At 47.6% G+C, this 19,205-nt stretch carries 16 protein-coding genes; 11 read left to right on the top strand and 5 right to left on the bottom strand.

The window, feature by feature from the left end:
* The first annotated feature begins 52 nt into the window (after positions 1 to 52).
* The 5 genes from pyrF to miaA all read left to right on the top strand — a co-directional run bounded on the left by pyrF (position 53) and on the right by miaA (position 5,316).
* Complete coding sequence (gene pyrF, locus DWV53_RS01115) at positions 53 to 895, top strand: orotidine-5'-phosphate decarboxylase (protein WP_118151068.1); 843 nt, start codon at positions 53 to 55, stop codon at positions 893 to 895.
* Positions 896 to 1,097: 202 nt separating this feature from the next.
* Positions 1,098 to 2,132 (top strand): UDP-3-O-(3-hydroxymyristoyl)glucosamine N-acyltransferase, encoded by a 1,035-nt coding sequence (gene lpxD, locus DWV53_RS01110; RefSeq protein WP_118151066.1) that lies wholly within the window; start codon positions 1,098 to 1,100, stop codon positions 2,130 to 2,132.
* A gap of 13 nt (positions 2,133 to 2,145) precedes the next feature.
* A complete protein-coding gene (locus DWV53_RS01105; RefSeq protein WP_437181740.1) occupies positions 2,146 to 3,528 on the top strand; it encodes a bifunctional UDP-3-O-[3-hydroxymyristoyl] N-acetylglucosamine deacetylase/3-hydroxyacyl-ACP dehydratase in 1,383 nt (460 codons plus the stop codon).
* Positions 3,529 to 3,543: 15 nt separating this feature from the next.
* Positions 3,544 to 4,314, top strand: a complete 771-nt coding sequence (lpxA, locus tag DWV53_RS01100) for an acyl-ACP--UDP-N-acetylglucosamine O-acyltransferase (RefSeq protein ID WP_022120462.1) — start codon at positions 3,544 to 3,546, stop codon at positions 4,312 to 4,314.
* A 99-nt stretch (positions 4,315 to 4,413) separates the two neighbouring features.
* On the top strand, positions 4,414 to 5,316 hold the full coding sequence (miaA, locus tag DWV53_RS01095) for a tRNA (adenosine(37)-N6)-dimethylallyltransferase MiaA (RefSeq protein WP_118151062.1): 903 nt from the start codon (positions 4,414 to 4,416) through the stop codon (positions 5,314 to 5,316).
* A gap of 167 nt (positions 5,317 to 5,483) precedes the next feature.
* On the opposite strand, the gene DWV53_RS01090 is transcribed toward miaA, so the two are convergent.
* Complete coding sequence (locus DWV53_RS01090) at positions 5,484 to 6,200, bottom strand: HAD family hydrolase (protein WP_118151060.1); 717 nt, start codon at positions 6,198 to 6,200, stop codon at positions 5,484 to 5,486.
* Between the two features lie 240 nt (positions 6,201 to 6,440).
* Between DWV53_RS01090 and DWV53_RS01085 the strand changes: the two genes are divergently transcribed.
* From DWV53_RS01085 to queF, 3 genes are all read left to right on the top strand, one after another.
* Positions 6,441 to 8,687: an inorganic phosphate transporter gene (locus DWV53_RS01085; RefSeq protein WP_118151058.1), complete on the top strand. Its 2,247-nt coding sequence runs from the start codon at positions 6,441 to 6,443 to the stop codon at positions 8,685 to 8,687.
* Positions 8,688 to 9,025: 338 nt separating this feature from the next.
* Entirely contained in the window at positions 9,026 to 9,718 is a 693-nt protein-coding gene (locus DWV53_RS01080) for a queuosine precursor transporter (RefSeq protein ID WP_118151086.1), read from the top strand.
* A gap of 40 nt (positions 9,719 to 9,758) precedes the next feature.
* On the top strand, positions 9,759 to 10,214 hold the full coding sequence (queF, locus tag DWV53_RS01075; RefSeq protein ID WP_006847219.1) for a preQ(1) synthase: 456 nt from the start codon (positions 9,759 to 9,761) through the stop codon (positions 10,212 to 10,214).
* A 73-nt stretch (positions 10,215 to 10,287) separates the two neighbouring features.
* Here the strand turns inward: queF and menB are convergent, their stop codons facing one another.
* The 4 genes from menB to DWV53_RS01055 form a co-directional block, all read right to left on the bottom strand.
* Positions 10,288 to 11,109: a 1,4-dihydroxy-2-naphthoyl-CoA synthase gene (gene menB / locus DWV53_RS01070; RefSeq protein WP_118151056.1), complete on the bottom strand. Its 822-nt coding sequence runs from the start codon at positions 11,107 to 11,109 to the stop codon at positions 10,288 to 10,290.
* Between the two features lie 78 nt (positions 11,110 to 11,187).
* A complete protein-coding gene (gene menD, locus DWV53_RS01065; RefSeq protein WP_118151054.1) occupies positions 11,188 to 12,996 on the bottom strand; it encodes a 2-succinyl-5-enolpyruvyl-6-hydroxy-3-cyclohexene-1-carboxylic-acid synthase in 1,809 nt (602 codons plus the stop codon).
* Positions 12,997 to 13,104: 108 nt separating this feature from the next.
* Positions 13,105 to 14,283 (bottom strand): chorismate-binding protein, encoded by a 1,179-nt coding sequence (locus tag DWV53_RS01060; protein ID WP_118151052.1) that lies wholly within the window; start codon positions 14,281 to 14,283, stop codon positions 13,105 to 13,107.
* Positions 14,280 to 14,726, bottom strand: a complete 447-nt coding sequence (locus DWV53_RS01055; protein ID WP_117587578.1) for a PaaI family thioesterase — start codon at positions 14,724 to 14,726, stop codon at positions 14,280 to 14,282. The genes DWV53_RS01060 and DWV53_RS01055 overlap by 4 nt, the downstream gene beginning before the upstream one ends.
* 272 nt (positions 14,727 to 14,998) lie before the next feature.
* Between DWV53_RS01055 and lysS the strand changes: the two genes are divergently transcribed.
* From lysS to DWV53_RS01035, 3 genes are all read left to right on the top strand, one after another.
* A complete protein-coding gene (gene lysS, locus DWV53_RS01045) occupies positions 14,999 to 16,729 on the top strand; it encodes a lysine--tRNA ligase (protein ID WP_118151047.1) in 1,731 nt (576 codons plus the stop codon).
* A gap of 35 nt (positions 16,730 to 16,764) precedes the next feature.
* Entirely contained in the window at positions 16,765 to 17,763 is a 999-nt protein-coding gene (locus tag DWV53_RS01040) for an NAD(P)H-dependent glycerol-3-phosphate dehydrogenase (protein ID WP_006847212.1), read from the top strand.
* Between the two features lie 84 nt (positions 17,764 to 17,847).
* The gene (locus DWV53_RS01035; RefSeq protein WP_006847211.1) at positions 17,848 to 19,203 is read left to right on the top strand and encodes a glucose-6-phosphate isomerase; all 1,356 of its coding nucleotides are present in this window, start codon (positions 17,848 to 17,850) and stop codon (positions 19,201 to 19,203) included.
* The last annotated feature ends 2 nt before the right edge of the window (positions 19,204 to 19,205 follow it).

Below are 19,205 nucleotides of genomic sequence, written 5' to 3'. Positions count from 1 at the left end.
CCCGATTCATCGTTCCGTACTTCGGGGCGATGAATCATCATATCAATCCATTATGAACAGAAAAGAACTCGTAGAGCAGATTTTCGCCAAGAAGAGTTTCTTGTGCGTAGGTCTTGACACAGATATCAACAAGTTGCCTAAGTGCATCACCGAGAGTGAAGACATCCAGGGCGCAGAAGCCGAAATGATATTCAGATTCAACCAGGCTATCATCGATGCAACAGCCCCATACTGTGTGGCTTACAAGCCAAACCTGGCTTTCTATGAGAGCCGTGGCATCGATGGCATGATTGCCTTCGAAAACACCATCAAGTATCTCCACAGTCACTATCCAAACCATTTCATCATCGCAGATGCCAAGCGCGGCGATATCGGCAACACCAGCAAGATGTATGCCCAGACATTCTTCGAGGAGTACAATATCGACTCAGTAACCGTAGCACCTTATATGGGTGAGGATTCAGTCAAGCCATTCCTCGAGTATGATGGCAAGTGGGTTATCCTCCTGGCACTTACCAGCAACAAGGGTAGCCACGACTTCCAGCTCACCGAGGATAAGGAGGGCGAGCGCCTCTTCGAGAAGGTTCTCAAGAAGAGCCAGGAATGGGGCAACGATGAGAACATGATGTATGTAGTAGGCGCTACACAGGGCAAGATGTTCGAAGACATCCGCAAGGTGGCTCCTAACCACTTCCTCCTCGTACCGGGCGTAGGTGCACAGGGTGGCAGCCTGCAGGAGGTTTGCAAGTATGGCATCATCAAGGACTGCGGCTTGCTCGTAAACTCTTCCCGCGGCATCATCTATGCCAGCAACGGCGATGACTTTGCTGAGGTAGCAGGTCAGAAAGCTAAGGAGTTGCAGGCTGAAATGGCAGCAGAACTTGCTAAGTTATAAAAACTCGATTTAGGCGCAAAGTATCTTGAAAAAGAGGCTTTGCGCCTAAAAAATACCCTTTTATGGGGCGAAAAAGCAAAATATTACAAAATAAAGTCGAGAATCTAAATCTTTTTTGCTATTTTTGCAAACAAATTGCGGTTACCTAAAGGTAATGATGCCTTGGGAACCTAAATAAAACAAACTAGAAGTCAGATAAATTATGGAATTTACCGCTCAACAAATAGCCCAGTTCGTTCAGGGCCGTGTGGAAGGTGATGAGAACGCAACAGTCAACACCTTCGCAAAAATCGAAGAAGGTAAGGAAGGCGCTATCTCGTTCCTTTCTAACCCTAAATACACTCATTATGTTTACGAAACCAAGTCAAGCATCGTACTCATTGATGAGAACGTAGAATTGGAACACCCTGTCAGCACAACCCTCATCCGTGTGAAGAATGCATACGAGTGTGTGGCTAAGCTCCTGCAGATGTACGAATCCATGAAGCCTAAGAAGACCGGCATCGATCCGCTGGCTTTCGTATCTCCAAAGGCTAAGGTGGCTGAAGGCGTATATGTAGGTGCATTCGCATATATCAGCGATGGTGCAGAGGTAGGCGAAGGTAGCCAGATTTATCCTCATGCCTACATCGGAGAGGGTGTGAAGATTGGTAAGAATGCACTCATCTATCCGAACGTTACCGTATATCACGGTTGTAAGTTAGGCAATAACGTTACGCTTCATGCCGGTTGTGTAATCGGTGCCGACGGATTTGGATTCGCTCCAGGTCCTGAAGGATACGACAAGATTCCTCAGATTGGTATCGTTACCATCGAAGACGATGTAGAGATTGGTGCCAACACTTGTGTAGACCGTTCTACAATGGGTTCTACCTATGTTCGCAAGGGCGTAAAGCTCGACAACCTCGTACAGATTGCCCACAATACCGATATCGGTGCCAACACCGTGATGTCTTCTCAGGTAGGTATAGCAGGCAGTACAAAGGTAGGCGAATGGTGTATGTTTGGCGGTCAGGTGGGTCTTGCCGGCCACATCACTATCGGCGATAAGGTGTTCCTCGGTGCCCAGAGCGGTGTTCCGGGCAGCCTCAAGAGCGGCCAGCAGCTCATCGGAACTCCTCCTATGGAGCAGCGCGCTTACTTCAAGTCTCAGGCTATCTTCCGTCGCCTGCCTGATATGTACAAGGAACTCAACGACCTGAAGAAGCAGATTGAAGAATTAAAGAAAAACAAATAGAAATCATATAATTATGTCAAAACAGAAGACACTGAAAGGTAGTTTCTCTCTTTGCGGAAAGGGTTTGCATACAGGCTTGAGCCTCACCGTAACTTTCAATCCTGCACCAGAGAACACCGGTTATAAAATACAGCGCATCGACCTCGAAGGCGAGCCTGTTATCCAGGCTGTAGCTGAGAACGTTGTTGAAACACAGCGCGGTACCGTACTCGGTAAGGGCGATATCCGTGTTTCTACCATCGAGCATGGTATGTCAGCACTCTATGCCCTCGGCATCGACAACTGTCTCATCCAGGTAAACGGTCCTGAGTTCCCTATTCTCGACGGTTCTGCTGCTCCGTATGTAGAGAAGATCCAGAGCATAGGCATCCAGGAGCAGAATGCTGAGAAAGACTACTACATCATCCGTCATAAGATTGAGGTGAAAGATGATAATGGGTCTGTCATCACCATCCTTCCTGACGAGGACTTCAGCATCACAGCCATGTGTTCTTTCGAGAGCAAATTCATCAACAGCCAGTTTGCTACCCTCGAAAAGATGGAGACATACGCAGAGGAGATTGCATCAGCCCGTACCTTTGTTTTCGTACGCGACATCATGCCTCTGCTTCAGGCTAATCTCATTAAGGGTGGTGACCTGGACAATGCCATCGTTATCTACGAGCGCCAGGTAGAACAGGCTCAGCTCGACCAGCTCGCCGACCATCTCAAGGTGCCTCACATGGATGCCAACAAGTTGGGTTACATCCAGCACCGCCCATTGCAGTGGGAGAACGAATGTACACGTCATAAACTGCTCGATATCATCGGCGATATGGCACTCATCGGCAAGCCTATCAAGGGTCGCATCATCGCTACGCGTCCAGGCCATACCGTAAACAACAAGTTCGCCCGCCTCATGCGCAAGGAGATTCGCAAGCACGAGATTCAGGCTCCTATCTACGATCCTAACGAGGAGCCAATCATGGATAATATCCGCATCCGTCAGCTCCTGCCTCACCGCTACCCTATGCAGCTGGTCGATAAGGTCATTGCTATGGGTCCTAACAGCATCGTGGGCGTAAAGAATGTAACCAGCAACGAGCCTTTCTTCACCGGTCACTTCCCTGAAGAGCCAGTGATGCCAGGCGTTCTCCAGGTAGAGGCGATGGCACAATGTGGCGGTCTGCTCATCCTCAACCAGTTGGAGGAGCCTGAGCGCTGGAGTACTTACTTCATGAAGCTCGATGATGTAAAGTTCCGCAAGAAAGTGGTTCCGGGCGATACCCTCCTCTTCCGTGTAGAACTCCTCGCACCTGTACGTCATGGTATCAGCTCTATGAAGGGCTATATGTTCGTAGGCGACCAGGTGGTGGCAGAGGCTACTTTCACTGCACAGATTGTTAAGAACAAGTAATAATAAAATAGAAATATGAATCAGATTAGTCCATTAGCGTTTGTTCATCCAGAGGCAAAACTCGGTGACAACAACATTATCGGTCCTTTCTGCTATATCGACAAGGACACCGTTTTGGGCGATAACAACGTATTGCAGAACAGCGTTACCATCCACGTGGGCGCTCGCATCGGCAACAATAATGAATTTTTCCCAGGCGCCAGCATCTCTACCAAGCCTCAGGACTTGAAGTTCAAGGGCGAGCAGACAACCTGCGAGGTGGGCGATAACAACAGCATCCGTGAGAACGTTACTATCTCTCGTGGTACAGCCTCTAAGGGCAAGACCGTAGTAGGCAGCAACAACCTCCTGATGGAGACCGTTCACGTGGCTCACGACTGCGTGCTCGGCAGCGGCTTAATTATCGGCAACTCTACCAAGTTTGCCGGTGAGGTGGTAGTAGACGACAACGCCATCGTTAGTGCCAACGTTCTCGTTCACCAGTTCTGCCATATCGCAGGCTACGTAATGATCCAGGGCGGTTGCCGTTTCTCTCAGGATATTCCTCCTTATATCATTGCCGGCAAGGAACCAACCCGCTATTGCAGCATCAACCTCATCGGTCTGCGCCGTCGCGGTTTCAGCAATGAGACCATCCAGAACATCCACGAGGCTTACCGTCTGCTCTACAGCAAGGGTATATTGAAGGAAGGTATCGAGGAAATCAAGAAGAATCTTGAGGTTACCAAGGAGATTCAGTATATTATCGACTTCGTAGAGAGTTCTCAGCGAGGCATTATCCGATAAAAGTAAAAGGGTAAAAAAGTAAAAAGGTAAAAAGAGCATCCTTGCATAGGTTTATGAAACGAGCAAGGATGCTTTTTTCTTGAATATAAAGAATGATATATGAAAACATTGATTGTGGTCTTAGGTCCTACCGGTGTAGGTAAAACGGAGCTTTGCCTTTCACTGGCAGAGCATCTCGCTATACCTATTATCAATGCCGACTCCCGCCAGATCTTCGCCGAACTCCCTATCGGAACCGCAGCCCCTACTGCCGAACAGCAGCAGCGGGTAAAGCATTATTTCGTAGGAAATCACCACATCGAAGATTATTACAGCGCTGCCCAATACGAGGCTGATGTGATGAATCTCCTGCAGGAAGACATCTTCAAGAATCACGATGTGGCTCTGCTTACAGGCGGCAGTATGATGTATATCGATGCTGTATGCAAGGGAATCGACGACATCCCTACAGTTCGTGACGACATACGCACTTGGATGAAACAGCGTCTGGAAGAGGAAGGCTTGGAAGCGCTGGTAGAAGAACTCCACAAGATGGATCCGGAGCACTGGGCGATAGTAGACAGGAAGAATCCACGCCGCGTGGTTCATGCCCTGGAAATCTGCCATCAGACCGGCAAGACTTATACTTCTTTCCGCACAGCCGAAAAGAAGCAGCGCCCTTTCCGCATCATCAAGATAGGTCTGAACCGTGACCGTGCCGAACTGTACGATCGCATCAACCAGCGTGTATTGACGATGATGGACGAAGGTCTGGAGGCAGAAGCACGCAGCGTATATCCGCAGAAGGGACTCACCTCGTTGAGAACCGTAGGCTACAAAGAAATGTTCTCCTATTTTGACGGCGAGATAGACCGCGATGAAGCTATCAGACAAATCCAATCGCACAGCCGTGAATACATGCGCAAGCAGCTTACCTGGTTTAAGCGGGATACCACTATCCAATGGTTCCATCCAGACCAGCAAGAAGAAATCCTTGCATACATTGATAAAGAAATAGGATAACTCTTAGTCGCTTTTTACTAAGAGTTATCCTAAAGTAAGGCTTGCCCCCTTATTTTAGGGGTAAGCGAATAAACTTATTGACTTTCAAGTACTTACATACACAATACAGAAAAAAAAACCGTAGATGGGACCAGCAGAAAAAGAGGAAAGATCTATATTCTCTCCCTTTATATCCAATCAAGAATTTCCTTGAAATATGAGATGCGGCGGAGTTTCGGGTGTTCATACTCTTCAGTCTTCTCATGCGCCCAAATAGATTGGGCAGGAATATGGATGGCAGAACAGCCGATGCTCAGCGCAGGAGCAATATCACTCTTGAAACTGTTACCCACCATGACGAGTTCTGAAGGCTGGACATCCAGTTCCCTGCAGAGGCGGCGGTAAGCTTCAGGCTTTTTATCGCTCACGATACTTACCACATCAAAATAACGCTGCAAACCCGAGCGCCATAATTTATTCTCCTGATCCTGCAACTCTCCCTTCGTAAAGACGGCAAGTTTCAATCCCCTGCCCTCTTTCTTCTTTTCATGCAGCAGAGCCAGCGTCTCCTCTACCCCCTCCAGCGGTTTGGCATCAAGATGCAGCAGACTCTTTCCCAGCCCTATAATCTGAGCAATCACATAGGCAGAAACCTTGCCCTTACTCACCTTCACGGCATTCTCTACCAGCGAAATGGTGAAAGCCTTGCAGCCATACCCCAAGTCAGCCATATTACCACTTTCCGTCTCCAGAAGAGCGGCAGAAATTTCTTTCTCTTTTCCGTACTCAGAAAGAAGTTCGCAATATTCATGCTCCACCTCTTCGAAATATTCCTGTAATGCCCAGAGCGTATCATCGGCATCGAAGGCTATCGCCCTGATATCTTTAAATCTATCCATTTTCATGTTTGTTATGTTTTACACCTTATTAAATATAGGAGTTCTGACTGCAAAGATAACTACTTTCTTTCAGAAAAACAGAAGAAAAATCGTTTTTAACAAGAATGTAACATCTGTTTAAATAGCCTGTAACATTTCCTACGTACTTTTGCAGCCGAAAAGAAGGAGAAAATGGATAACTCCCGCAAATAAGGGAAAGAAATATCCCCCACAAAGTAAATAATAACAATAAACATTAAGATAATAATGGGTACAATTTATTTATGTATTGTGATCTTCCTGCTCTGTTTAGCAGTGTTCGATCTCTTCGTAGGAGTCAGCAACGATGCTGTCAACTTCCTGCAATCTGCCATCGGAGCTAAGGTGGCTAAGTTTCGCACGGTGCTGATTATCGCATCCTGCGGTGTGGTTCTCGGAGCCATCATGTCATCGGGAATGATGGATATCGCCCGCCATGGTATCATGAGTCCTGACCACTTTACATTCGAAGAGATAATGACGCTCTTCCTGGCGGTCATGGTGACTGATGTCATCATCCTGGATGTGTTCAACACCTTAGGTATGCCGACCTCTACTACCGTCTCTCTGGTATTCGAGTTGCTGGGTGGTGCTTTCATCCTCGCTACATTGAAGATGTATGGCGATGACAGCCTCAACTATGGCGTATTGCTCAATAGCAACAAGGCGTTGGAGGTAATTATGGGTATCTTCTCATCTGTCATCATCGCCTTCGTGTTTGGTGCCTTTGTGATGTGGCTTTCCCGTATCATTTTCACCTTCAACTACCGCAAGCACAGCCGCTACAGCATCGCTATCTTCGGCGGTATCGCCTTTACAGCCCTCTCTTACTTCATCTTCATGAAGGGGTTGGGCAAGAGTCCTTACCTGCCTGCTGAGGTGCGCGATTACATCGACCAGAATCTCGGTTTCCTCATCTGCATCACCTTCGTGGTATCTGCTGTTGTAATGGAATTCCTGCACCTCTGCCGTGTCAACATCTTTAAGTTTACGGTACTGATGGGTACTTTCGCCCTGGCTATGGCTTTCGCTGGTAATGACCTGGTAAACTTCATCGGTGTGCCTCTGGCTGGTCTCTCTTCTTATCAGGACTATATGGCAAATGCCAACGGTGCAGCGCCAGACCAGTTTATGATGACTTCATTGATGGAGAGTGCCAAGACTACTCCAGGCTTCCTGCTTGCTGCCGGTGCCGTGATGATTATCGCCATGGCGACATCCAAGAAAGCACAGAATGTAATCAAGACTTCTGTTGACTTGAGCCGTCAGGACGAGGGCGATGAGATGTTCGGCAGTTCTTCTGCAGCCCGCGTGATTGTACGCAACTGCCAGGCTACAGATTCATGGTTGAAGCAGTTTATGCCAAAGGCGCTGATGAACTGGATCAACAGCCGTTTCGACAAGAATGATGTTGAACTCGAGGAGAGTGCTGCTTTCGACGTGGTTCGTGCAGCCGTAAACCTGGTACTTGCTTCTATGCTGATCACCATCGGTACCAACCTGAAGTTGCCTCTCTCTACCACCTACGTTACCTTCATGGTAGCTATGGGTTCTTCACTTGCTGATAGAGCATGGAGCCGTGAAAGTGCCGTATTCCGTGTAACAGGTGTATTGAGTGTAATCGGTGGTTGGTTCATCACAGCCGGTGTAGCTTTCGCAGCCTGCGCCATTGTTTGTATCATCATGCACTTCGGTGGTGTGGGCATCCAGGCTTGCTTCATGGGCTTGGTTATCTACCTGCTCATCCGCAGCAACATCAAGTATAACAAGAAGGCTAAGGAAGAGGGCAAGAGTAGTACCTTCCAGCTGATGATGCGTTCCCGCGACCCAGAGATTGTATGGGATTTGCTTCGCCGTCAGGTTTCACGCACCCAGTCTTACGTCTGCCACTTCGCCCTGAACGAGTTCAACCAGATTATGGATGGTCTTGCTAACGAGAATACCCGCAACCTTCGTCATGCCAACAAGGATCTGAAGAAGGAACAGGATATGCTGAAGAAGTTCCGCCGTCAGGAGATGCTCGGTTTGAAGAAATCGCCTATCGAGATTGCCATCGAGCGCAACACCTGGTTCCATCTGGGTGCCAACAGCAACCAGCAGTTTATCTACTCTCTGCGCCGTATGCTCGACCCAATCAAGGAACATGTTGACAACAACTTCAATCCGCTTCCTGCTGAATACATCAAGGAGTTTGCTCCTGTACGCCAGAAGATCAACGACCTGATGCGCATGAGCTGCGAACTGATTGAAACTGGCAGATATGACAGCTATCGCGAGATACTTGCCGAGGCAGATGCCTGCAAAGACGAGCTTTCAGTTCTCCGCAAGAAGCATATCGACCGCATCCAGCACATGACTGACAATACGCTGATGCAGATTTCTCTGGTTTATCTCAACGTACTGCAGGAGAGTCAGGAATTCCTGAGTGTGATGAGGCATCAGTTAAGAGCTGCAAAGAAGTTTATGGAAAAGTAAATTTTCTCTGACATCTTGTCATGAAACTACTTTTTGGTATATCTGTTGCTTGTTGACAGATGACAGCGGATAACAAGAGTGTTATTTCGCTATCACAATATAATCTGAAAAGGTTAGTTTCTCATAGGTTAAGATTGTTAGGTTTAGTTTTTAGAAAAAAGTTTTAGGTTTTTAGTTAGATAAGGGCTCCAAGTGCTAGTGATTAGTATTTGGAGCCATTTTTTTGCCCAAATATTTGGCTATTAAGAAGAAATGTTGTAATTTTGCAGCCGATTTCTGAAAAGAATCATCATATTCAATAACCCGAGTGCTTGGTAAACCTCGTAAAAAACAAGAAAATGGACAAGAAAAAAACTCAAGTGAGCGTGCTGTTTATGCTTTTCAGCATCCTCTTCTGCGTTTGCCTGATTGCAGCAAACGTACTCGAAACAAAGCAAATCGCCTTCGGGCCAATTTCCCTTACCGGTGGACTCATCGTATTCCCTGTAAGCTACATTATCAACGATGTGATATGTGAAGTATGGGGCTATCAGAAAGCGCGTCTGTTGATCTGGACCGGCTTTGCGATGAACTTCTTCTTCGTGGCACTGGGTGCTATCTGCGATGTAATTCCAGCAGCGCCTTATTGGACCAACGATGCCGGTTTTCATGCCATCTTCGGTCTGGCACCCCGCATTGCAGCAGCCTCTTTCGTAGCCTTCATCATCGGTTCGTTTGCCAATGCTTATGTAATGAGCGTGATGAAAATCCGCGATGGCGGCAAGCATTTCTCTGCCCGTGCCATCCTCAGTACCATTGCAGGTGAGAGTTGCGACAGTCTTATCTTCTTCCCACTTGCCCTGGGCGGTGTGGTGCCTGCATCAGAATTGCCTTGGCTCATGCTCTGGCAGGTGATACTGAAGACAGCCTACGAGATTGTGGTATTGCCTCTGACCATCCGTGTAGTGAAATATGTAAAGAAGCATGAAGGTGAAGATGCATACGACAATAACATCTCCTACAATGTATTCAAGATCTTCAGCCTCGGCTAAAAGACATCAGTAAATATCAAACATTAAAACATTACCAAGCGTGGATAGAAAAGAAGACGGTCTTCAGGCATTAGGTGCCAAGACTACATATAGAATGGATTATGCGCCAGAGGTTCTCGAAACTTTCGTGAACAAGCATCCTGGCAATGATTACTGGGTACGGTTCAACTGCCCTGAGTTTACATCGCTCTGCCCTATTACGGGACAGCCAGATTTCGCAGAGATTCGCATCAGCTATATTCCTGACGTAAAGATGGTAGAGAGCAAGAGTCTGAAACTTTATCTCTTCAGTTTCCGCAACCATGGCGATTTCCATGAAGACTGCGTAAACATCATCATGAAGGATCTCATCAAACTGATGGACCCTAAATATATAGAGGTAACAGGCATCTTTACTCCTCGTGGCGGCATCAGCATCTGGCCGTATGCCAACTATGGCAAGCCAGGCACCAAATACGAGAAACTGGCAGAGCAGAGATTCGCTACTCACGAATAAAAAAACAAGAAACCTCGGAAGATTGGCAGATTGCTTTTCTTCCGAGGTTTTTTATTGTTTATTGCTGATGAAATTATGGGAACTGAGGATAATCCTCGAAGCGAGGCTTGCGCTTCTCAAGGAACGCCTTGCCACCTTCCTGAGCCTCATCCATCGTATAATAGAGCATCGTGGCATCGCCAGCCAACTCCTGAATACCAGCCTGACCATCCAGTTCGGCATTCAAGCCAGCCTTGATCATACGGAGTGCCAGAGGCGAACGCTCCATCATGATTTCAGCCCACTCTACACAGGTATCTTCCAACTTTTCGAGAGGCACCACCTTGTTCACCATTCCCATCTCTTCAGCCTCCTTGGCAGAATACTGCTTGCAGAGGAACCAGATTTCGCGAGCCTTCTTCTGACCCACCATTCTTGCCAGATAAGAAGAACCGAAACCGGCATCGAAGCTTCCTACCTTAGGACCAGTCTGTCCAAAGATGGCATTCTCTGAAGCGATGGTCAGGTCGCACATCACATGAAGCACATGTCCGCCACCGATGGCATAACCATTCACCATAGCGATGACCGGCTTTGGCAGACGGCGAATCTGCATCTGTACATCGAGCACATTCAGGCGAGGTACACCGTCATTACCTACATAACCGCCTCGGCCCTTCACATGCATGTCACCTCCTGCACAGAACGCCTTATCGCCGGCACCCGTCAGAATGACCACACGGATATCCAAACAGTCGCGGCAATAGTTGAATGCCTGTGCCATCTCCCAAGTGGTCAACGGCGTGAAGGCATTACGGTAGCGCTCACGGTTGATGGTAATCTTAGCGATATGATTATACTCCTCGAAGATGATTTCCTTGAAATCAAAACTTTCTATCTTTTTCCATTCTCTCATTTTACTTTGAACTTTATGATTACTATTTATCTTATTCTTTTGAAAGAACTATTAGGCAAGTTCCTTACAGGTCCTCTATCAGCACTTCTGGATAGCTTCCAGCATCTCGTTATCTACATCCATATCGGTGAAAACCTCCAGGAGCATCGGACGCTCGCTCTCGGCATGAATCAATTGGCTGATGCCCTGTTCCATCTCTTCCATCGTATGAGCTGCGAGATATTTTACCTCATTCTGACTACAGATTCCTTCAGCCGTTACATGATGCTTTGCCATTATCATTTCTTCACGAGCCTGACTCTCCTTTAATCCCTGAAACTTGCCAAAGATGGCACCGCCACCATTATTGAGCACGATGATACGGAGCTTGCCGTTCAGATTTCTATTCCAGAGCGCATTCTGGTCATAGAAGAAACTCAGGTCGCCGAGAACGCTGTATACATGCTTATCAGACTTGTTCTTGCACATCGAGAAGCCAACAGCCGCAGAAAGAGAACCTTCTATGCCGTTCACACCACGATTGCAGTAAACATGGCGGTCGGCATACAGATTCATCAATCGGATGGCAGAACTGTTGCCCGAGATGACGCTGCTCATCAGATCAGGAAGGAATGTATCGAATTTGCGGTCATAGATACCATCGTCCTGAGTATCTTTACCGCCTAAGGTGAACGCTTTGAAATTCAGAGGCTCAACCTTCTGAAGCTGGCTGAAGAATTCCTTTACGGTAGCCAGACTGCTGAACTCAGGCTTGAAGTTCTCTTTGCGTTCATAGCTTTTAGCCAACGCATCCATCCACAATTTGCGATAATCCTCCCACTGGTTGTGCCAGCCAAAATTATCCAACCATGACATAGCATCACTGTTTGGCAAATCCATCACTTTAGTAAGATGCATGAACGTATCTTCGATATCAGCCTCTTGCGAGATTCTTATCTGCTCAACTCCTTTAAGCGAACGCAGATAAGATTTCAGCTTCTTGCTTACAATATGTCCACCAATATAAACCACCAGGTCAGGACGGAATCTTTCATCGTCCTTTATTTCATCCAGCAAATTCTCGAAAGCGCCATACAAGGTGGTTTTATTCCAATCTTCTCCCAGTTCTTCCTGAACCTTATATAGATAAGGTGGCATTGCCAGAGATTCCCATAATATAGGCATCCGGTCAATATAAGCCAACAAGTCTACATATTTTTCGGTATTGTCCAACTGGCCTATTACCACCAATGGACGTTTGGCTTTTAACACACATTCAAAAGGGGTCCCATCAAATGTGTCTATATTTGCCCTGCAGTAAGCAACCTCTATCTTGCGCTCAACGGGCAAAGCTTCTTTCGTAAACGAATAGAAAGGCTCGGAGATAGGTACATTGATGTGTACAGGTCCCTTTACCCGCCCCATGCTTTTCAACAGCGCTTCGTTGACCAGCCGGTTGCAATACCAATGCATCTCTTCCTGCTGCTCACCTTCGAACACTTCTGGCAGAGATACCGCTTTTCTTACCATCTGCCCCAAAGCATCAGGCTGAGGAAGCGTCTGACCATCCAGCTGGTTGATCCACTGTGCCGGTCTGTCGGCAGAAATCACTATGAGCGGGATTTGCTGATAATAAGCCTCAGCTACTGCCGGATAAAGATTGAGCAATGCAGAACCCGAAGTCACACACACTACAACAGGCTGATAACCTTCAGCCATAGAAAGTCCAAGAGCTTGGAAGCCGGCGCTACGTTCGTCGGTTACAGGATAGCAAGTGATGTCTTCACACTCGTTGAGATTGTGAACTATGGCTGCATTTCTGCTGCCCGGACACACTACAGCATGGCGAACACCATGCGCTACCAGTAAACTTGTCAAAATATTGACGTTTTCTTTATTGCTATACATTTCACCTTATTTTTCAGGTTATTTTTATGTTTTCAGATTCTTGAAGACCCTTTGTCTTTTAGCATTATAAAATCAGAATGAATCCCTATCATTTTCTCTGCAAGACCTTTACAGGACCGACAGGATGGTCTGCATCTTAGCTTCAGTTTCCTTCCACTCCTTCTCCATCTCGCTCTCCTTCAGCAATCCGCCTCCGGCATAGAGTTCGCAGGAGCCGTCATCCAGGATGTTCATGCAGCGCAGGGAAACATAGAGATGCGTCTTTCCTTTCGGCGAAATCGGTCCCACAAAACCACTGTAGTATTTGCGCGACTGATGTTCATGCTGCAGGATAAACCGGCGAGCTTCATCCTTCGGTATTCCGCAGACGGCAGGCGTAGGATATAAGGCATCGAGCACATCGCCCAGACGCCCCGTATCATGCAGACGGAAAGCGATGTCGGTACGGAGATGATAGAGATTGGCAGCCATCGTGGTATAAGGTCCCTTCTTCTGATATTCATCCGAAAAGACCTTGATGCAATCCTCGATATAATCGGTTACATACTGCTGTTCCTCTCTGTTTTTCTCCGACCATTCTATCCCTTCTACCGGATAATCGGCTACGGTCTTGGAAGGTTCAGCCTTTTGGGTGCCTGCCAGCGACATGGTTGCCATCTGATTCTGTTCACCTTTGAGCAGTATTTCAGGGGTAGCCATCAGCCATAAACCCGATTGGGGTGTATAAACCAAGGCTACAAAAAGACGGGGATACATCCGGCAGGTCTTCAGAAACAGAGCCTTTAAAGAGTCTGCATCCTGCACAACTGAAGCATTGACAGTATTCTGCACAGCTGAAGTCTTGCCGGCATCTTGCACTACTGAAGTCTGGACAGATTCTAAAGGCTGCCGATTGCTCTGAATACGCAGTTTTCTTGCCAGAACAATCTTGCTGAATTTACCTTCAGAGAGCTGCCGGTGAAAGCATTCAAACTCCCTTGCATAGGCTTCAAAATTACGTCCCGACGTAGAGTCTGCTACGTCACGACGTAAATCCTGCTGCGTCACGACGTAGGAAGTGCCGCATCGCGATGCATTTTCAGTCCCCTCGGCAGAGAGAAGTTTGCTTTCATCCGGATGCATCAGCACCACGGGACATTCGCTGGATGGCGCGAAAGGAGCTATCACGAAACCTTCCTTGCCATTCAGTTCTGCCACAGAAGAGAGTACCTCAGGTTCTCCCTCATGCTGAGCCACATAGGTAGCATGGTGCAGATAAGGCAGACGATAATACGCAAAAGCTATCATACCTTAGTTTCTGCCCCCTTTTTCTGATTGTCTTTCTTTGGAGTGAACACATAGTTGGTTACCTGTACGGTACAGATTACCTCACCAGCCGTATTCTTGATATCCACCTGCCAGGTATGCAAGGTTCTGCCCTTGTGCACAATCTTGGCAAAGGCAGTAACTATATCGCCCTCGCTGACCGCCAGAACATGAGTACCGCTCACGTTGATACCCACGGCAATCTGTCCCGGACAGAGCGCCAGGGAACCGATACCCGCCACATTCTCGGCAAGAGCCAGAGAAGCACCTCCACTCAAGAAGCCGAAAGGTTGGCGATTACGCTCATCTACCTTCATCGTTGCCTGAAGCGTATCAGGCTCAGGAGTAGAAATGAAATGCATTCCGAGGGTCTTGGATAATCCATCAGTCTTGCTGATTCTTTTTACTAATTCATCTATGTTCATCTTATGATCTCCTATTTTTCGTATTTTGTTATTGATTCAGAGCTATTCGTTTTCTCTTCGCTCCAAAGTATGTTTCTGATAAACTCAACGCAAAGGTAAGACTTTCTTTAGAGAAAACAAAATTTATCGCACTTTTTATTTGATGAAGGGCAAACTTTACATACCTTTTCCTTTCTTTAATAATAAAAAACATAAAAAACGGCATATAGTTCAGATTTATTTTGTATTTTTGCACCAAAAATAAGAAAATAAAAGATATATCTGAATAGAATATGAACATTTTAGAGCTAAGCGAACAGGAAATCGTTCGCAGACAGAGTCTTCAGACATTGCGCGAGATGGGCATCGACCCATATCCAGCAGCAGAGTTTCCAACCAATGCATTCAGCACAGATATCAAAGCTGAATTCAAGGACGAGGACGAGCCACGCCAGGTAGTTATCGCCGGACGTATGATGGGTCGCCGCGTAATGGGTAAAGCTAGCTTCGCTGAGTTGCAGGACTCAAAGGGAAGAATCCAGGTTTATATCGCCCGCGACGAGATTTGTCCAGACGAGAACAAGGACCTTTATAATACTGTTTTCAAGAAACTCCTCGATATCGGTGACTTCATCGGTGTAAAGGGTTTCGTATTCCGCACACAGACTGGCGAGATTTCTGTTCACGCCAAGGAACTGTGCCTGCTCTCTAAGAGCTTGAAGCCACTCCCTATCGTGAAGTATAAGGATGGCGTGGCTTACGACAAGTTCGATGATCCAGAGTTGCGTTACCGCCAGCGCTACGTTGACCTCATCGTTAATGATGGCGTAAAGGATACTTTCCTGCAGCGTGCTACCGTACTCCGCACACTCCGCAGCGTACTCGACAACGCAGGTTATACTGAGGTAGAGACTCCTACCCTGCAGAGCATTGCCGGTGGTGCTTCAGCCCGCCCATTCATCACCCACTTCAATGCGCTCGATCAGGATATGTACATGCGTATCGCTACCGAGCTCTACCTGAAGCGCCTCATCGTAGGTGGTTTCGAGGGTGTTTATGAAATCGGCAAGAACTTCCGCAACGAGGGTATGGACCGCAACCACAACCCTGAGTTCACCTGTATGGAGCTTTATGTTCAGTACAAGGATTACAACTGGATGATGGCTTTCACAGAGAAGTTGCTCGAAACTATCTGTATCGCCGTAAACGGTAAGCCAGAGCGAGAGATTGATGGCAACATCATCAGCTTCAAGGCTCCATACCGCCGTCTGCCTATCCTCGATGCCATCAAGGAAAAGACCGGTTTCGACTGCAACGGCAAGACCGAGGAAGAGATCCGCGCATTCTGCAAGGAGAAGGGCATGGACGTAGATGAGACTATGGGTAAGGGTAAGTTGATTGATGAGCTCTTCGGTGAGTTCTGCGAGGGCACTTTCCTCCAGCCAACCTTCATCACCGACTATCCTGTAGAGATGTCTCCATTGACCAAGATGCACCGTTCTAAGCCAGGCTTGACCGAGCGTTTCGAGTTGATGGTAAACGGTAAGGAGCTTGCCAATGCATACTCTGAGCTCAACGACCCAATTGACCAGGAAGAGCGTTTCATCGACCAGATGAAGCTTGCTGACAAGGGTGATGACGAGGCGATGATCATCGATCAGGACTTCCTCCGTGCCCTCCAGTACGGTATGCCTCCAACATCAGGTATCGGTATCGGTATCGACCGTTTGGTCATGCTGATGACAGGCAAGACCTTCATTCAGGAGGTATTGTTCTTCCCACAGATGAAGCCAGAGAAGAAGATGCCACAGAGCACCATCAAGGAATGGGAAGAGATTGGCGTGCCAGAGGATTGGGCATACGTGCTCCGCAAGGCAGGCTTCAACCTCATCTCTGATATCCGTGAAGAAAAAGCACAAGGCTTGCAGCAGAAGATTGGAGAAATCAACAAGAAGTACAAGCTCGGCTACGAGAAGCCTTCTGTTGACGACATCCAGGGCTGGATTAATGCAGCAAATGCTTAATTGATAATGCATAATTAATTATAAATTCATTCGAAGTGTTCAACTGCGGTAAAATAGCGATAATTGGCGGCGGTAGCTGGGCTACGGCAATAGCCAAGATTGTGGTGGGTCATACTCATCACATAGGCTGGTATATGCGTCGCGATGACCGCATCGAGGACTTCAAGCGCATGGGGCACAACCCTGCCTATCTGATGTCGGCACGATTCAATGTAGATGAGATTTTCTTCTCTTCCGACATCAACAAGATAGTGCAGAACTACGATACACTCGTGTTCGTCACCCCGTCGCCTTATCTGAAGAATCATCTCAAGAAGCTCAAGACGCGACTCAGCGACAAGTTCATCATCACAGCCATCAAAGGTATTGTGCCTGATGAAAACCTCGTTTGCTCAGAGTATTTCCATCAGGTTTACGATGTGCCTTACGAGAACCTCGCCTGCATCGGAGGTCCTTCTCATGCCGAGGAGGTGGCACTGGAGCGACTGAGCTATCTCACCGTGGGCTGTAGCGATACCGAAAAGGCGCGTGCCTTCGCCAACGATTGTCTGGCGAGTGAATTCATCAAGACCAAGACTTCGAGCGATGTCATCGGTATCGAATACTCTTCGGTTCTGAAGAACGTATACGCCATCGCAGCAGGTATCTGTGGCGGACTGAAGTATGGTGACAACTTTCAGGCGGTACTCATGTCAAATGCCGTTCAGGAGATGCACCGCTTCCTGACAGCCGTCCACCCTATCGACCGAAGCATGTACGACTCAGTTTATCTAGGCGACTTGCTCGTAACAGGCTACAGCAACTTTTCCCGCAACCGAACCTTCGGAACCATGATAGGCAAGGGCTACAGCGTGAAGAGTGCGCAGATAGAGATGGAGATGATTGCAGAAGGATATTTCGGCACCAAGTGTATGAAGGAAATCAATCGCCACATGCACGTCAATATGCCGATTCTCGATGCTGTATATAATATATTGTACGAGCGCATCAGTCCGCAAATCGAAATCAAACTCTTGACCGACTCGTTCAGATAGGCACATCCTATCCTTCGGTTTCGGCAGAAGAGTTTGTCTTCAAGTAGTAACATTAACACATTCATTTAGATATTAAAAGAAAAAATGAAAAGTATCAGCTTAAACATTACAAAGGCTGCATCATTCCTCGCAGAAGGTGCAGTAAAGGCTTACGAGCCTAAGGTTAAGGCCGCTCAGGAAGCTCTTGAGAACGGCACTTGTGAAGGTAACGATTTCTTGGGATGGTTGCATTTGCCATCTTCTATCACTCCTGAGTTCCTCAATGAGATTCAGGCTGTTGCCAATACTTTGCGCGAAAAGTGTGAGGTGGTTGTTGTAGCAGGTATCGGTGGTAGCTACCTCGGTGCACGCGCCGTTATCGAAGGCCTCGGCAACTCTTTCGCTTGGCTCGTAAACGACAAGAAGAACCCTACTATCCTCTTCGCAGGTAACAATATCGGTGAGGACTACCTCTTCGAGTTGACTTCTTTCTTGAAGGACAAGAAGTTTGGTGTCATCAATATCTCTAAATCTGGTACCACTACTGAGACTGCTCTCGCTTTCCGTCTTCTGAAGAAGCAATGCGAGGATCAGCGCGGTAAGGAAGAGGCTAAGGATGTTATCGTAGCTGTAACCGACGCCAAGAAGGGTGCTGCACGTACTTGTGCTGACAAGGAGGGCTACAAGAGCTTCATCATCCCTGACAATGTAGGTGGCCGTTTCTCTGTTTTGACCCCAGTAGGTTTGTTGCCTATCGCAGTAGCTGGTTTCGATGTAAAGCAGCTCGTAGCTGGTGCGGCTGACATGGAGAAGGCTTGCGGCAAGGACGTAGCTTTCGAGGAGAATCCTGCAGCTATCTATGCAGCTACACGTCAGGCTCTCTATACTCAGGCTGGCAAGAAGATTGAGATTGTATGCAACTTCCAGCCTAAACTTCACTACTTCGCTGAGTGGTGGAAACAGCTCTATGGTGAGAGCGAGGGTAAGGACCAGAAGGGTATCTTCCCAGCAGCTTGCGACTTCACTACCGACCTTCACTCTATGGGCCAGTGGATTCAGCAGGGCGAGCGCTCTATCTTTGAGACTGTTATCAGCGTAGAGACTCCTAACGAGAAGTTGCTCTTCCCTCACGATGATGAGAACCTCGACGGTTTGAACTTCCTCGAGGGCAAGCGTGTTGACGAGGTGAACAAGATGGCAGAGCTCGGTACACGTCTGGCTCACGTTGACGGTGGTGTTCCTAACATCCTGGTTAACGTACCAGAGTTGAACGCTTACTACCTCGGTCAGCTGATCTACTTCTTCGAGAAGGCTTGCGGTATCAGCGGTCTCTTGGAAGAGGTGAACCCATTCAACCAGCCTGGTGTTGAGGCATACAAGAAGAATATGTTCGCATTGCTCAACAAGCCAGGTTATGAGGCAGAGAGCAAAGCTATCCAGGAGCGCTTGAAGAATGAATAATT

The organism is Segatella copri (genome assembly GCF_003465495.1).
Classification (GTDB): Bacteria; Bacteroidota; Bacteroidia; order Bacteroidales; family Bacteroidaceae; genus Prevotella; species Prevotella copri_G.
This window is presented reverse-complemented; position numbering and strand designations above follow the sequence as displayed.

Excerpts from the sequence above, each read along its gene's own strand:
- pyrF (WP_118151068.1), top strand. The coding sequence starts at position 53 with ATGAACAGAAAAGAACTCGTAGAGCAGATTTTCGCCAAGAAGAGTTTC.
- lpxD (WP_118151066.1), top strand. The coding sequence starts at position 1,098 with ATGGAATTTACCGCTCAACAAATAGCCCAGTTCGTTCAGGGCCGTGTG.
- DWV53_RS01105 (WP_437181740.1), top strand. The coding sequence starts at position 2,146 with ATGTCAAAACAGAAGACACTGAAAGGTAGTTTCTCTCTTTGCGGAAAG.
- lpxA (WP_022120462.1), top strand. The coding sequence starts at position 3,544 with ATGAATCAGATTAGTCCATTAGCGTTTGTTCATCCAGAGGCAAAACTC.
- miaA (WP_118151062.1), top strand. The coding sequence starts at position 4,414 with ATGAAAACATTGATTGTGGTCTTAGGTCCTACCGGTGTAGGTAAAACG.
- DWV53_RS01090 (WP_118151060.1), bottom strand. The coding sequence starts at position 6,200 with ATGAAAATGGATAGATTTAAAGATATCAGGGCGATAGCCTTCGATGCC.
- DWV53_RS01085 (WP_118151058.1), top strand. The coding sequence starts at position 6,441 with ATGGGTACAATTTATTTATGTATTGTGATCTTCCTGCTCTGTTTAGCA.
- DWV53_RS01080 (WP_118151086.1), top strand. The coding sequence starts at position 9,026 with ATGGACAAGAAAAAAACTCAAGTGAGCGTGCTGTTTATGCTTTTCAGC.
- menB (WP_118151056.1), bottom strand. The coding sequence starts at position 11,109 with ATGAGAGAATGGAAAAAGATAGAAAGTTTTGATTTCAAGGAAATCATC.
- menD (WP_118151054.1), bottom strand. The coding sequence starts at position 12,996 with ATGTATAGCAATAAAGAAAACGTCAATATTTTGACAAGTTTACTGGTA.
- DWV53_RS01060 (WP_118151052.1), bottom strand. The coding sequence starts at position 14,283 with ATGATAGCTTTTGCGTATTATCGTCTGCCTTATCTGCACCATGCTACC.
- DWV53_RS01055 (WP_117587578.1), bottom strand. The coding sequence starts at position 14,726 with ATGAACATAGATGAATTAGTAAAAAGAATCAGCAAGACTGATGGATTA.
- lysS (WP_118151047.1), top strand. The coding sequence starts at position 14,999 with ATGAACATTTTAGAGCTAAGCGAACAGGAAATCGTTCGCAGACAGAGT.
- DWV53_RS01035 (WP_006847211.1), top strand. The coding sequence starts at position 17,848 with ATGAAAAGTATCAGCTTAAACATTACAAAGGCTGCATCATTCCTCGCA.